13 protein-coding genes are annotated in these 13743 nt (G+C 71.0%); 7 read left to right on the plus strand and 6 right to left on the minus strand.

Annotated elements, in window-relative coordinates; translation table 11 throughout:
• Positions 1 to 23: 23 nt before the first annotated feature.
• From galE to idi, 3 genes are all read left to right on the plus strand, one after another.
• Positions 24 to 995, plus strand: a complete 972-nt coding sequence (gene galE, locus IE325_RS00455; RefSeq protein WP_190067593.1) for a UDP-glucose 4-epimerase GalE — start codon at positions 24 to 26, stop codon at positions 993 to 995.
• 168 nt (positions 996 to 1163) lie between these two features.
• The gene (locus tag IE325_RS00460; protein ID WP_190067594.1) at positions 1164 to 2099 is read left to right on the plus strand and encodes a cation diffusion facilitator family transporter; all 936 of its coding nucleotides are present in this window, start codon (positions 1164 to 1166) and stop codon (positions 2097 to 2099) included.
• Between the two features lie 206 nt (positions 2100 to 2305).
• The gene (gene idi, locus IE325_RS00465; RefSeq protein ID WP_190067595.1) at positions 2306 to 2899 is read left to right on the plus strand and encodes an isopentenyl-diphosphate Delta-isomerase; all 594 of its coding nucleotides are present in this window, start codon (positions 2306 to 2308) and stop codon (positions 2897 to 2899) included.
• A gap of 34 nt (positions 2900 to 2933) precedes the next feature.
• Here the strand turns inward: idi and IE325_RS00470 are convergent, their stop codons facing one another.
• Together IE325_RS00470 and IE325_RS00475 are read right to left on the minus strand one after the other, a co-directional pair.
• Positions 2934 to 3443 (minus strand): ATP-binding protein, encoded by a 510-nt coding sequence (locus IE325_RS00470; RefSeq protein ID WP_190068465.1) that lies wholly within the window; start codon positions 3441 to 3443, stop codon positions 2934 to 2936.
• Between the two features lie 174 nt (positions 3444 to 3617).
• Positions 3618 to 4250 carry an HdeD family acid-resistance protein gene (locus tag IE325_RS00475; protein ID WP_190067596.1) on the minus strand — a complete coding sequence of 211 codons (633 nt, stop codon included), beginning with the start codon at positions 4248 to 4250 and terminating at the stop codon, positions 3618 to 3620.
• A gap of 112 nt (positions 4251 to 4362) precedes the next feature.
• On the opposite strand from IE325_RS00475, the gene IE325_RS00480 reads away from it, so the two are divergent.
• Entirely contained in the window at positions 4363 to 5118 is a 756-nt protein-coding gene (locus IE325_RS00480; RefSeq protein WP_190067597.1) for an enoyl-CoA hydratase/isomerase family protein, read from the plus strand.
• Here the strand turns inward: IE325_RS00480 and IE325_RS00485 are convergent.
• Both IE325_RS00485 and IE325_RS00490 read right to left on the minus strand, forming a co-directional pair.
• Positions 5105 to 5740, minus strand: a complete 636-nt coding sequence (locus tag IE325_RS00485) for a DJ-1/PfpI family protein (protein WP_190067598.1) — start codon at positions 5738 to 5740, stop codon at positions 5105 to 5107. The genes IE325_RS00480 and IE325_RS00485 overlap by 14 nt on opposite strands.
• A 31-nt stretch (positions 5741 to 5771) precedes the next feature.
• Positions 5772 to 6734, minus strand: a complete 963-nt coding sequence (locus IE325_RS00490; RefSeq protein WP_190067599.1) for a GlxA family transcriptional regulator — start codon at positions 6732 to 6734, stop codon at positions 5772 to 5774.
• Between the two features lie 112 nt (positions 6735 to 6846).
• On the opposite strand from IE325_RS00490, the gene IE325_RS00495 reads away from it, so the two are divergent.
• From IE325_RS00495 to IE325_RS00505, 3 genes are all read left to right on the plus strand, one after another.
• Positions 6847 to 7716 (plus strand): SCO6745 family protein, encoded by an 870-nt coding sequence (locus IE325_RS00495; protein WP_190067600.1) that lies wholly within the window; start codon positions 6847 to 6849, stop codon positions 7714 to 7716.
• Positions 7717 to 7993: 277 nt separating this feature from the next.
• Positions 7994 to 10375, plus strand: a complete 2382-nt coding sequence (locus tag IE325_RS00500) for a Tex family protein (RefSeq protein ID WP_190067601.1) — start codon at positions 7994 to 7996, stop codon at positions 10373 to 10375.
• A 96-nt stretch (positions 10376 to 10471) separates the two neighbouring features.
• Positions 10472 to 11026, plus strand: coding sequence for a putative glycolipid-binding domain-containing protein (locus IE325_RS00505; protein ID WP_190067602.1), 555 nt, complete (start codon positions 10472 to 10474; stop codon positions 11024 to 11026).
• On the opposite strand, the gene IE325_RS00510 is transcribed toward IE325_RS00505, so the two are convergent.
• Positions 11023 to 12663 carry an ABC-F family ATP-binding cassette domain-containing protein gene (locus IE325_RS00510; RefSeq protein WP_190067603.1) on the minus strand — a complete coding sequence of 547 codons (1641 nt, stop codon included), beginning with the start codon at positions 12661 to 12663 and terminating at the stop codon, positions 11023 to 11025. The genes IE325_RS00505 and IE325_RS00510 overlap by 4 nt on opposite strands.
• 45 nt (positions 12664 to 12708) lie before the next feature.
• Positions 12709 to 13731, minus strand: coding sequence for an oxidoreductase (locus IE325_RS00515; RefSeq protein WP_190067604.1), 1023 nt, complete (start codon positions 13729 to 13731; stop codon positions 12709 to 12711).
• Positions 13732 to 13743: the final 12 nt, after the last annotated feature.

Below are 13743 nucleotides of genomic sequence, written 5' to 3' on the forward strand. Positions count from 1 at the left end.
GGCTGCGCATAGGGTGGGCGACCATGACATGGCTGATCACAGGCGGAGCCGGCTACATCGGGGCACATGTGGCGCGGGCCATGACCGGCGCCGGGGAACGCGTGCTCGTACTGGACGATCTCTCGGCCGGGTATCCCGCGCGGCTCCCGGGAGACGTCACGCTGGTCGAGGGCTCGTCGCTGGACGGTGACCTGCTGAAGCGGGTGTTCGCCGAGCACGCGGTGACGGGTGTGGTGCATCTCGCGGCGCGCAAGCAGGTCGGTGAGTCCGTGGCGCAGCCCACGCGCTACTACCGGGAGAACGTGGGCGGTCTCACCACGCTCCTGGAGGCGGTCGCGGAGGCGGGGATCAAGCGGTTCCTGTTCTCGTCGTCCGCCGCCGTCTACGGCAACCCTGATGTGGATCTCATCACGGAGGACACTCCGTGCGCGCCGGTGAATCCGTACGGCGAGACCAAGCTCGCCGGGGAGTGGCTGGTGCGCGCGGCCGGCCGGGCACACGGGATCTCCACCGTATGTCTGCGCTATTTCAACGTCGCGGGCGCCGCCTCGCCGGAGCTGGCCGACACGGGCGTCTTCAATATCGTCCCGATGATCTTCGACCGGCTCACCCGTGACGAGGCTCCGCGGATCTTCGGCGACGACTATCCGACGCCGGACGGCACCTGCGTCCGTGACTACATTCACGTCGCCGATCTCGCCGAGGCGCATCTGGCGGCGGCCCGGCGGCTCACGAAGGCGAACGACAGCGGCGATCTCACGGTCAACATCGGCAGCGGCGAGGGCGTCTCCGTGCGCGAGCTGATCACCGTCATCGGCGAGGTGACCGGCGATCGGCGCCCCGCCGTCGTCGAGCCCCGGCGCCCCGGGGACGCCCCGCGCGCGGTCGCCTCGGCCGCGCTGGCCGCCGAGCGGCTCGGGTGGACGGCCCGGCGCGGGGTACGCGAGATGGTCGAGTCGGCGTGGGCGGGCTGGCGGCTGCACCACGGTCTCTGATCAAGCGCACCACCCTGACCTGCGGATCGTTTCCGCAGGTCAGGGCACATGACAACGGTGTTCAGTGCCGCGTTGCCCGATACCCCCCACCCGTAGTTCACTGTGATCCCGGGACGGAAATTCCGATCGTCCGACGGATGCGGTACGGACACTGAAGGGCGGCTTTCCATGGGGGCTGGGCACGATCACGGGCACGCGCACGCGCCGACGACCGGTACGGCGGCCGCGGCGTACCGCGGGAGACTGCGGGTCGCGCTGGCGATCACGCTCGGCGTCATGGTGGTCGAGATCGTCGGCGGCGTGGTCGCGAACTCGCTGGCCCTGATCGCGGACGCGGCGCACATGGCGACGGACGCGCTGGGCCTGGGCATGGCCCTGCTGGCGATCCACTTCGCGAACCGTCCGCCGAGCACGACACGCACCTTCGGCTACGCCCGTGCGGAGATCCTCGCCGCCCTCGCCAACTGTCTGCTCCTGCTGGGCGTCGGCGGCTACGTGCTGTACGAGGCGATCCAGCGGTTCTTCACGCCCGCGGCGACGGAGGGCGGCCTGATGATCGTGTTCGGTGCGATCGGCCTGGTCGCGAACATGATCTCGCTGACGCTGCTGATGCGCGGCCAGAAGGAGAGCCTGAACGTGCGCGGCGCCTTCCTGGAGGTGGCCGCGGACGCGCTGGGCTCGCTCGCGGTGCTGATCTCGGCGGCGGTGATCCTGGCCACCGGCTGGCAGGCCGCCGACCCGATCGCCTCGCTGGTCATCGGCCTCATGATCGTGCCGCGCACGCTGAAGCTGCTGCGCGAGACCCTGGACGTACTGCTGGAGTCGGCCCCCAAGGACGTCGACATGGCGCAGGTCCGGTCCCACATACTGGCACTGGACGGCGTGGAGGACGTACACGATCTGCACGCGTGGACGATCACGTCCGGGATGCCGGTGCTGTCGGCGCATGTGGTGGTGCGCTCCGACGTCCTGAACGCGATCGGGCACGAGAAAATGCTGCACGAGCTCCAGGGCTGCCTCGGCGACCACTTCGACGTGGAGCACTGCACCTTCCAGCTGGAGCCGATCGGGCACGCCGAGCACGAGGCGCGGCTGTGCCACTGAGGCGGGGCTTCAGCAGTGAAACAACCGTACGGTCCGACAACACGTCAGTACGGGCGGAATGCAGCGATCCGGTGGTCCGTGGCGTCTTCACGCCCACAGCGCTCCCGTCGACGGTTCCGTACCCGCCGCGCCGGGCACGATCAACTGCCGGGAGTGCCGGATTCGTACGGCACACTTGGGGCGCAAGACCAATGTGAAGGATGGGTATGCCGACCACGCCTGGCACCACGACGCAGAGTCCGTCGAACGGCGCCGCTGACGCGATTTTGCTGGAACTCGTCGACGAGAACGGCGTGACGATCGGCACCGCCGAGAAGCTCGCCGCCCATCAGCCGCCGGGACAGCTCCATCGGGCCTTCTCGGTGTTCCTGTTCGACGAGCACGGTCGGCTGCTGCTCCAGCGGCGGGCCCTCGGCAAGTACCACTCCCCCGGCGTCTGGTCCAACACCTGCTGCGGCCACCCCTACCCCGGTGAGGCGCCCTTCGCGGCCGCGGCCCGGCGGACGTACGAGGAACTCGGTGTCTCCCCGTCACTGCTCGCCGAGGCGGGCACGGTCCGCTACAACCACCCGGACCCGGACTCGGGCCTGGTGGAGCAGGAGTACAACCACTTCTTCGTCGGCATGGTGCAGTCGCCGCTGCGGCCGGACCCGGAGGAGGTCGACGAGACGGCCTTCGTGACCCCGGCCGAGCTGGCCGAGCGGCATGAGAAGGACACCTTCTCGGCCTGGTTCATGACCGTGCTGGACGCCGCCCGTCCCGCGGTACGGGAACTGACGGGCCCGTCAGCCGGCTGGTGACGGAGCCTGGGGGCCCGCTCCGCCGGACGGGCCCCTAGGGCACATGCACGGGCTTGAGCGGCACCGCCGCCCAGATCACCTTGCCTCCGCTCGCCGTGTGCTCGACGTCGCACACACCGCCCGCCTCCCTGGCCACCTCGCGCACCAGGAGCAGCCCGCGGCCGCCGGTCTGGCCGTGGTCGGCCTCCAGGGCGGTAGGGCGGTAGGGGTGGTTGTCCTCCACCGACACCCGCAGCCACTCGGCGCCTACGGCGACCTCCACGGCGAGCATCGGGGAGAGCAGTGCCGCGTGCCGGACGGCGTTCGTGACCAGCTCCGACACGATCAGCAGCACTCCCTGAACGGTGTCGTCCGACACCGGTACGCCCTGGCGGTACAGCAGGTCCCGTACGGCATGCCGGGCCTGCGGTACCGAGGCGTCCACGGCGGGGGCGGTGAACCGCCAGACGCCCTCGTAGGGCAGTGGATTCGGCGGCCGGGGATCAAGGGGTTCGTCCGCGCCGCCTGTTGGGCGTGGGCCGGACCCGCGCCCGTGGTTCTCCATCGTCCGGTCGCCACCCTCGCGCTCGATTGTCACCACATGTCGAGTGTTGGTAACGCGCAGGTCCGGACCGTATGACTGAACAGAAGTCAGCAAGTATCGAGCGAATCTGACCGTTGGCGTATGACGCGGTCAGTTGTGGGACCGCTCCTGAACTGCTCGTGCCGACTTGGCGAACTATTCGGGTTGTACGGGTTTGGTGGCACCCTTGCCCGCGGCCTGTCCCGCACCCCCGTCACCGACACGCTCCGTGACCATACCGACGATCCGGCGACCGCCGAAGCCCGTGGCGATCAGGCCGAGCCCGTCGAAGAGCAGGGCGAGCGAGAAGAGCGTGCCCATGACGTACCGGCTGCTGGGCCAGGTGCCGAGCACCAGGATGCCGAGGACCAGGTCGAAGGCACCCTGCAGCAGCGTCCAGCCCATCTGCGGGCCGCGCACCACCAGGCTGCCGACCAGGCGGAACAGCCCGCCCGTGAGGAACAGCAGGGCGGCGAACATGGCCAGCGCCTCGGCCGCCGCCTCCGGTCTGCGGATGACGACCACGCCGGCCGCGATGTTCAGCGCCGCGACGGCGACGCCGAGCCAGAAGAAGTTGGTGCCGCGTGCCTGGACGGCGTGCGCCAGGCCGATGACACCGCCGATCAGCAGCAGCCAGCCGAACAGCAGCATCGAGGTCAGCGTGGCGAACGCGGTGTAGAGAAGCCCGATCACTCCCCCGGCGACCAGCAGCACGCCGAGGGCGCCGAGCAGGCCGAACCCGCGCCGGAGCTTCGCCGCCTCGCCCGAGGGTCTGGTGGACCTGGCCATGGGCGTCTCCTTCCCACTCGCTACCCTTCACCCCACTTTGCACCTTTGACCGGCCTGGTTCGCGGGGCCCTTCCTGCTGGGCCGTTCGGCGCAAGCGGATAGCATCCGCCGCATGGAGCCCCAGCTGCTGCGGAGCGTCACCGATTCGGTCGCCACCGTCGTCATCCACCATCCGGCCAAGCGCAACGCGATGACGGCCGCGATGTGGGGCGCGCTGCCGCCGCTGCTCCGGACGCTGGCCGCCGACCCGGCCGTACGGGTGCTGGTGCTGACCGGTGAGGGCGGGACGTTCTGCGCGGGCGCGGACATCTCCACGCTGCAAGGGTCGCCGCAGGAGGCGCAGACACTGGCCGTGGCCGCGGAGGAGGCGCTGGCGGCCTTTCCGAAGCCGACGCTGGCTGCGATCCGGGGGCACTGCGTGGGCGGTGGGTCGCAGCTGGCCGCGGCGTGCGATCTGCGGTTCGCGGAAGAGGGATCGCTGTTCGGGGTGACGCCGGCGAGGCTCGGGATCGTCTATCCGGCCTCCTCCACCCGGCGGTTGGTGTCGCTGGTGGGGCCGGCCACCGCCAAGTACCTGCTGTTCTCGGGCGAGTTGATCGGCGCTGAGCGTGCGCTGCGCACGGGCCTGGTGGACGAGGTGCTGCCCGAGGGCGAACTCGGCAAGCGGGTCCTGGAGTTCACCCGGATCCTGGCTTCGGGCTCTCAGCTGACGCAGGCCGCGGCGAAGGAGTTCGCGGGCGGGCGCACCGACCGTGACGCCCACTGGGCCGAGCAGGCACGCGGAAGCGGCGACACCGCGGAGGGCGTCGCCGCGTTCCTGGAGCGCAGGCAGCCGAGCTTCAGCTGGAACGTGGCTACGCCAGGCTGAAGCGGCTGTTCGTACGGAACTCCTCGACGAGGTGCGCGGGCGCCTTCTGCGGGGAGCCGGCGTCGTAGGGCGGCTGCGGGTCGTACTCGGTGAGCAGCTGTACGGCCTGCGCGTGCTCGTCGCCGGCGATCTTCCCGACCAGGGTCAGGCCCATGTCGATGCCGGAGGAGACACCGGCGGCGGTGATGTACTTGCCGTCCGGTACGACCCGCTCACCCGTGGACTCGGCGCCGTACTGCGCCAGGAAGTCGAGGGTGAGCCAGTGCGTCGTGGCGCGGCGGCCTTCGAGCAGGCCCGCGGCGGCCAGGAGCAGCGAGCCGGTGCACACGGAGGTCGTCCAGGTGCTGGTGGTGTCGGCGGTCCTGAGCCACTCCAGGAGCGTCTCGTTCTCGATCTGGTCGAGGGTGCCGGGTCCGCCGGGGACCACGAGGATGTCGGGGTGCGGTACGTCGGCCAGGGACTTGTCGGCCATGATCGCCAGGAATCCGGTGTCGGCGCGGACCGGGCCCGCGGTCTCGGCGATGAAATCGACCTGTGCGTCGGGTAGTCGGCTCAGGGCCTCGTAGGGGCCGATGATGTCGAGGGCGGTGAAGCGGTCGTAGAGGACCATGGCGATCTGCACGGCTTTTCCTTCGGTCGTGTCGGTGTCGGTGTCAGTGGGTTGGCGCGGGGTGGAATCGGCGGCGGTACTCGGCCGGGGCCGCGCCCAGGGCTTTGACGAAGGCGCGTCGCATCGCCTCCGGGGTGCCGTAGCCGCTGGAGCGGGAGATCTCCTCGACGCCGTCGGTGGTGTCCTCCAGGAGCCGTCGGGCGTGTTCGAGACGGACCCGGTCGACGTACCGGCCCGGGGTCATGCCGGTCTCGGCCTGGAAGGCGCGGGCGAAGTGGCGCGGGGAGAGGCTCGCGCGGGTGGCGAGCGCCTCGACGGTCAGGTCGGCGTCGGGGTGCTCGGTGATCCAGCGCTGGACTTCTCTGAGGGGCTCGCGCTGGGCGGTCTGGGCGGCGAGCTGGGCGCTGAACTGGGCCTGGTTTCCCGGCCTGCGCAGGAAGACCACGAGGTGGCGTGCGATGCCCAGGGCCACGTCCCTACCCAGGTCCTCCTCCACCAGGGCGAGGGCGAGATCGATGCCCGAGGTCACGCCGGCGGAGGTGGCGACGTGACCGTCGCGGATGTAGATCGGGTCGGGGTCGACCTCGACGGCGGGGTGGTCGCGGGCGAGCTTGTGGCAGTACGCCCAGTGGGTCGTGGCGCGGCGGCCGTCGAGCAGTCCGGCCGCGGCGAGCAGGATCGCGCCGGTGCAGACGGAGACGAGGCGTTCGGCTCGGGGACCGTGTTCGCGGAGCCAGTCGACCAGGTCGGGGGCGGGGGTGCGGGTGCCCTGGCCGCCTGGGACCACGAGGGTGTGCGCGTCGACGGGTTCTTCTTCGAGGGCCTGGTCCGGTACGAGGGTCAGGCCGCTGGAGCTGCGGACGGGGGCGCCCGTCAGGGAGGCCGTGCGGATGTCGTAGGTGCCCGGGGCGTGCGTCTCGGCCCCCGCGAAGACCTCCAGCGGGCCGGTGACATCGAGGCTCTGTACCGCGTCGAAGAGTACGAAGAGAACGGTTCGCTGCGCCATGCCTTCGATTCTTGGTGTTGGTCGGGGTGGCCGCAATGACGAGGTCCCCACCTTTTCTGCCATGGTGTGCGGAGGTATGGGGTACGTACCAAGCGGTTGGTAATCTGCGGCCATGACTACTGCCGCCCTTGAGCCGCGTGCCGGCCGACGCTGTCACAACATGCTCAACTCCGTGCACTCGACGTCCTACTTCGCGCCCGAACTGGGCGAAGAACTGGGCGCCCTCGGGATCACGCATCCCCGGGCCGTCAACTTCGCGGTGCGTGCGGCCGCGATGGGGCCTGTGGGTGCGGGTGCGGTGACGGCGACGTTCTACAACTACAAGCATGAGCTGGTGGCCCGGCACGTTCCCGCGGTCTGGGCGATCGCCTCGCCCGAGGACGTGCTCGCGGCACGCGCGCGTGCGGTCGATGCGGCGCTGCGGCGGCTGCTCGGTGAGGACGCGGTGAGGTCGGCGGAGATGGTGGAGGCGGCGGGGCTCGCGCTGCGGGCCGCGGAGGGGTGTTCGCGCAGTGCTCGGCCGTTGTACTCGGCGCATGCCGACCTGCCGGTCCCCGAGGAGCCGCACATGGCGTACTTCCATGCCACGACGCTGCTGCGGGAGCACCGGGGTGACGGGCACCTGGCCATGCTGATGTCCGCGGGGCTCGACGGCCTCGAGGCGGTGGTGACCCACACCGCGACCGGCAAGGGCATGACGCCCAAGTGGGTGTTCTCCACGCGCGGCTGGACCCAGGAGGACTGGGACGCGGCCTGCACACGACTGCGTGAGCGGGGGCTGTTGGACGGCTCGGGTGATCTGACCGCCGAGGGTGCCGCCCTGCGCGAGGAGATCGAGGCCGGGACGGACCGGTTGGACCGGGCGCCGTACGAGCACCTCGGGGCGGCGGGGGTGGCGCGGCTGACGGAGCTCGGTACGGGGTTCGCCCGGAGGGCGGTGGGGGTGGGGGCGTTCCCGGCGGATCTGCTGGGGAGGGGGTGAGCCGGGGCGGTTCCTCGCCCTCGCCGCCCCTAGGGCGCTGCCCCTTCGACCCCGGGCCCTCTCTGAGGGCTGCCGTCCCCAGACCCCCGCTGCCGGCCCTGAACGGGCCTTGTCCTCAAACGCCGGACGGGCTGAAAACACCGACCTGCCCTGAGAAGCGGCCGTTCGTCGTATGGTTCCGGCGTTGCGACGGGCCGGGTTGGTGCCCTGATCCTCGGTTGTCGGTGTCACCTGCCACAATTGCCGCGCAACCTCAGTGAGAAGGCGGGACGGGATCGTGACGACACCCCTCGTAGGGTCCATCGAAGGCAGGATCGCCGCGGAGCTCGGCGTACGGGAGCGGCAGGTGAAGGCTGCCGTGGAGCTGCTCGACGGCGGTTCGACGGTGCCTTTCATCGCCCGCTACCGCAAGGAAGCGACCGAGATGCTCGACGACGCGCAGCTGCGCACGCTCGAGGAGCGGCTGCGCTATCTGCGGGAGTTGGAGGAGCGGCGGACGGCGATCCTGGACTCGGTGCGTGAGCAGGGCAAGCTGACCGAGGAGCTGGAGGCGCAGATCCGCGGCGCCGAGACCAAGGCGCGGCTCGAGGATATTTATCTGCCTTATAAGCCGAAGCGGCGTACCAAGGCGCAGATCGCCCGGGAGGCGGGGCTGGAGCCGCTCGCCGAGGGGCTGCTGGGCGACCCGGGGGTCGAGCCGCTGGCGGCCGCCGCCGCGTTCGTGGACGCCGACAAGGGCGTCGCCGATCCGCAGGCCGCCCTCGACGGTGCCCGGGCGATCCTCACCGAGCGGTTCTCGGAGGACGCCGATCTGATCGGCGAGCTGCGTGAGCGCATGTGGGGGCGGGGGCGGCTGGCCGCCAAGGTGCGGGAGGGGAAGGAGGAGGCGGGCGCCAAGTTCGCCGACTACTTCGACTTCGCCGAGCCGTTCACCGCGCTCCCCTCGCACCGGATCCTCGCGATGCTCCGCGGTGAGAAGGAAGAGGTTCTGGATCTGGTCCTGGAGCCCGAGGAGGCGACCGAAGGGCCGTCTTCCTATGAGGGCATCGTCGCCCACAGGTTCGCGATCGCCGACCGCGGCCGGCCCGCCGACAAGTGGCTGACGGACACGGTCCGCTGGGCCTGGCGGACCCGGATCCTCGTGCACCTCGGCATCGACCTCAGGCTGCGGCTGCGCACCGCCGCCGAGGACGAGGCGGTCGACGTCTTCGCGGCGAACCTGCGGGACCTGCTGCTCGCCGCACCGGCCGGCACCCGCGCGACGCTGGGTCTGGACCCCGGCTTCCGTACGGGTGTGAAGGTCGCCGTCATCGACGCGACCGGCAAGGTCGTCGCCACGGACGTCATCTACCCGCACGTCCCGGCCAACAAGTGGGACGAGGCCATCGCCAAGCTTGCCCGGCTCGCCAAGGAGCATGCCGTCGAGCTGATCGCCATCGGCAACGGCACGGCGTCCCGCGAGACCGACAAGCTCGCCGGTGAACTCATCACCAAGCACCCGGAGCTGAAGCTCACCAAGGTGATGGTGTCCGAGGCCGGCGCCTCCGTGTACTCGGCGTCCGCCTTCGCCTCGCAGGAGCTGCCCGACATGGACGTCTCCCTGCGCGGTGCGGTGTCCATCGCGCGGCGTCTGCAGGATCCGCTCGCCGAGCTGGTGAAGATCGACCCCAAGTCGATCGGCGTCGGCCAGTACCAGCACGACCTGTCCGAGGTGAAGCTGTCGCGCTCGCTGGACGCGGTGGTGGAGGACTGTGTGAACGGCGTCGGTGTCGACGTCAACACCGCCTCCGCGCCGCTCCTCTCGCGCGTCTCCGGCATCACCTCCGGGCTCGCCGAGAACATCGTGTCCCACCGGGACGCCAACGGCCCGTTCACCTCCCGCTCGCAGCTCAAGGGCGTGGCGCGGCTCGGCCCGAAGGCCTACGAGCAGTGCGCGGGCTTCCTGCGGATCCGTGGCGGTGACGACCCGCTGGACGGCTCCAGCGTGCACCCGGAGGCGTATCCGGTCGTGCGGCGGATGGTGAAGACATCGGGTCAGGAGGTGGCCTCGCTCATCGGCAACACCGGTGTGCTGCGCTCGCTGAAGCCGAACGACTTCGTGGACGAGACGTTCGGTCTGCCGACCGTCACCGACATCCTCAAGGAGCTGGAGAAGCCCGGGCGCGACCCGCGTCCCGCCTTCAAGACGGCCACCTTCAAGGAGGGCGTCGAGAAGATCTCCGACCTGTCGTCCGGGATGGTCCTGGAGGGCGTCGTCACGAATGTCGCCGCCTTCGGCGCGTTCGTCGACGTCGGTGTCCACCAGGACGGGCTGGTGCACGTCTCGGCGATGTCGAAGACGTTCGTGAAGGACCCGCGGGACGTGGTGAAGCCCGGTGACATCGTCAAGGTGAAGGTCCTCGACGTGGACATCCCGCGCAAGCGGATCTCCCTGACGCTGCGGCTCGACGACGAGGCGGCCCCGCAGGGCCAGCAGCAGGGCGGGGGCGGCGGCGAGCGCCGGCAGCGCGGCGGGCGCCCGCCTCAGCAGCGGCAGGGCCGCGGTGGGGGCGGCGGTGGCGGTGGCGGTTCGCGCCAGGCTCCGCCTCCGGCCAACAGCGCGATGGCCGACGCCCTGCGCCGCGCGGGTCTGCTCGACCCCAAGAAGGGCAAGCGCTGAGCCTGCCCGCGGGGCGGCCGCGCTGATATGACACACGGGCCCGGGCCCTCCGGTACGACTCGGAGGGCCCGGGCCCGTTCGCCGTACAGTGGCCGCATGCCGACGTCGCGTGTCATCACCTGGGAAGTGTCGGGCAGCAAGGGCATCGAGACCGCCTGGGCCGAGCTCGGCGACGGCACCCTGCGAGGGCGCGGCCGAGCGGTCGGTACGGTTCCGGAGCCGTACTGGATCTCGTACGAACTCGACACGGCCGACGCCTTCGTGACGCGTCGGCTGTCCGTCGCCTTGGAGTCTGCGGGCGGTGTGCGCTCGCTGGATCTGCGGCACGACGGGGCGGGTCGGTGGACGGCGAACGGTGTGCGGTTGCCCGACGCGGACGGCGCCCTCGACTGCGATCTCGGGCTGTGCCCGCTCACCAACACGATGCCGGTCCTGCGGCACGGGCTCCATCGGACGGCCGGGGAGCGGGAGTTCCTGATGGCGTGGGTGTCGGTGCCGGAGCTGACCGTCGTCGCCTCGCGGCAGACGTACACGCATCTCGGGCCGGGCCGGGTTCGCTTCGTCTCGGGCGACTTCCGCAGGGACATCGAGTTCGACGACGACGGCTTCGTCGTCGACTACCCGGATCTGGCCACCCGGATCGCGCCCTAGCGTTCGGTCACCTTGCCGTCGGCGACCTCCAGGCGGCGGGTGACGTGGACCGCGTCGAGCATGCGCCGGTCGTGGGTGACCAGGAGCAGCGTGCCCTCGTAGGCGTCGAGGGCCGACTCCAGCTGTTCGATGGCGGGCAGGTCGAGGTGGTTGGTGGGCTCGTCCAGGACCAGGAGGTTGACGCCCCGGCCCTGGAGGAGGGCGAGGGCGGCGCGGGTGCGTTCGCCCGGGGAGAGGGTGGCGGCGGAGCGCAGGACGTGGGCCTGCTTCAGGCCGAACTTGGCCAGGAGGGTGCGGACTTCGACCGGTTCGGTGTCCGGGACGGCCGCGCAGAAGGCGTCCAGCAGGGACTCCTCGCCGTGGAACAGCTCGCGGGCCTGGTCGACCTCGCCGATGAGGACACCGGAGCCGAGCGACGCCTGGCCCGCGGTCAGCGGGACGCGGCCCAGCAGGGCACCCAGCAGCGTCGACTTGCCCGCGCCGTTGGCGCCGGTGACGGCCACGCGGTCGGCCCAGTCGATCTGGAGAGACACCGGGCCCAGGGTGAAGCCGCCGCGGCGTACCTCGGCGTCGCGCAGGGTCGCGACCACGGCGCCCGAGCGGGGGGCCGAGGCGATCTCCATGCGCAGTTCCCACTCCTTGCGGGGCTCCTCGACGACATCGAGGCGCTCGATCATGCGCTGGGTCTGGCGGGCCTTCGCGGCCTGCTTCTCGCTGGCCTCGCTGCGGAACTTGCGGCCGATCTTGTCGTTGTCGTTGCTCGCCTTGCGCCGGGCGTTCTTGACGCCCTTGTCCATCCAGGAGCGCTGCATCTGGGCACGGTCCTGGAGGGCGGCCTTCTTGTCGGCGTACTCCTCGTAGTCGTCCCGGGCGTGCCGACGGGCCACGTCGCGTTCTTCGAGGTACGCCTCGTAGCCGCCGCCGTAGAGGTTGATCTGCCGCTGGGCGAGGTCGAGTTCGAGGACCTTGGTGACGGTGCGGGTGAGGAACTCGCGGTCGTGGCTGACGACGACCGTGCCGGCGCGCAGGCCGGAGACGAAGCGTTCCAGGCGCTCCAGGCCGTCGAGGTCGAGGTCGTTGGTCGGCTCGTCCAGCAGGAAGACGTCGTAGCGGGAGAGGAGCAGCGAGGCGAGTCCGGCGCGGGCCGCCTGGCCGCCGGACAGGGACGTCATCGGCTGGTCCAGGTCGATGGCGAGGCCGAGCGAGTCGGCGGTCTCCTCCGCCCGCTCGTCGAGGTCGGCCCCGCCGAGGTCCAGCCAGCGCTCCAGGCTCGTGGCGTACGCGTCGTCTGCGCCCGGCGCGGCGTCGACGAGGGCCTGCGTCGCCTCGTCCATGATCCGCTGCGCCTCGGCGACTCCGGTGCGGCGGGCCAGGAACTGCCGTACGGTCTCGCCGGGGCGCCGCTCCGGCTCCTGCGGGAGGTGACCGACGGTCGCCGTCGGCGGGGACAGCCGCAGCTCGCCCTCCTCCGGCGCGGTCAGCCCGGCCAGCAGGCGCAGCAGCGTGGACTTGCCCGCGCCGTTGGCCCCGACCAGGCCGATCACATCTCCGGGCGCGACGACGAGATCGAGCCCGCTGAACAGGGAACGGTCACCGTGGCCGGCGGCGAGGTCCTTGACGACGAGGGTGGCAGTCACAGAGGGCGATCCTAATCGCCCCGCCGGGTCGCGAGCACCTTCGTTTCACCGCGCCATCGCCTCCACCAGGACGCTCCCGGACGTCCTGGCCACCACGAACGACTCCCCCTTCACCGCCTTCGCGTCCAGCGCGATCCGATGCCGCCCCGCCTCCAGGACACCGTCGAAGACCTCCTGGGCGTGAGCCCGATAGAGCCGGTCGAGCCGATACGCGGTCAGCCGCACCCGGCAGGGCGAGGTCACCTCCACCCCAGCCTCACCGTCCGCGGCGACCAGCCGGGTCAGCCGGCGCTGTTCCTGCGGGCTGCGGTCCAGCGCGTGTTCGATCTGCGCGACCAGCAACGGCACGATCGGCGCGAGCCCGTCGACGTACGTCACCTCGACCCCGGCCTCGGTGAAGACGCGGCGCACGGCGGCGCGCTGATCCCCGCCGATCCCACGGCCGAAGGCGACCGCGCCGTAGGCGCGCAGTTCGTCGGCGGGGACGCCACCGACGTCGTGGGTGATGTCGGCGCCGATGCCGATGGTGCGCAGGGCGGCGGCGAGCTTGGCCAGTACGGCGACCCGGGCGCCGATGAGGAGCACCCCGCGGCGTGGCGCCTCGGCCGCCCGGTCGAGCAGGGCGCCGAGGGCCGCGCGGTACTCGGTGCCCTGGAAGCGGAAGGGGCCGATGCCGTGGTAGCCGTTGAGCTCCAGGTCGGCGTGTTCGTCGGTCTGCCAGGCGAAGTCCTGCCAGATGTAGTCGTCGTCCTCCTTGTCGATGACCGCGGTGACGGCGCCGCAGGCGAGGTCCGCGCACTCGGGGCAGCCGTAGATGACGTACCGCCCGCCTGGAAGCGGGGGTTCCGCCTCCAGGAGCAGGCTGCGGACCTGTGCGGTGAAGATGGCGGGCGGGACGTCGGAGGCGAGCGGGGAGACGGCGTCGAGGTCGGAGAGCTGGAACAGCAGCGGGCGTCCGTCGACGATGAAGTCCACGAAGTCCCGGTGCACCTGGTAACCGCCGTCGGCGAGGACGCCACCGGCACGCATCGCCGGTGCCAGGCCGAAGGTCGCGTACTCGGCAGACATGCTGTGAGTATC

Source organism: Streptomyces lanatus (genome assembly GCF_014655715.1).
Taxonomy (GTDB): domain Bacteria; phylum Actinomycetota; class Actinomycetes; order Streptomycetales; family Streptomycetaceae; genus Streptomyces; species Streptomyces lanatus.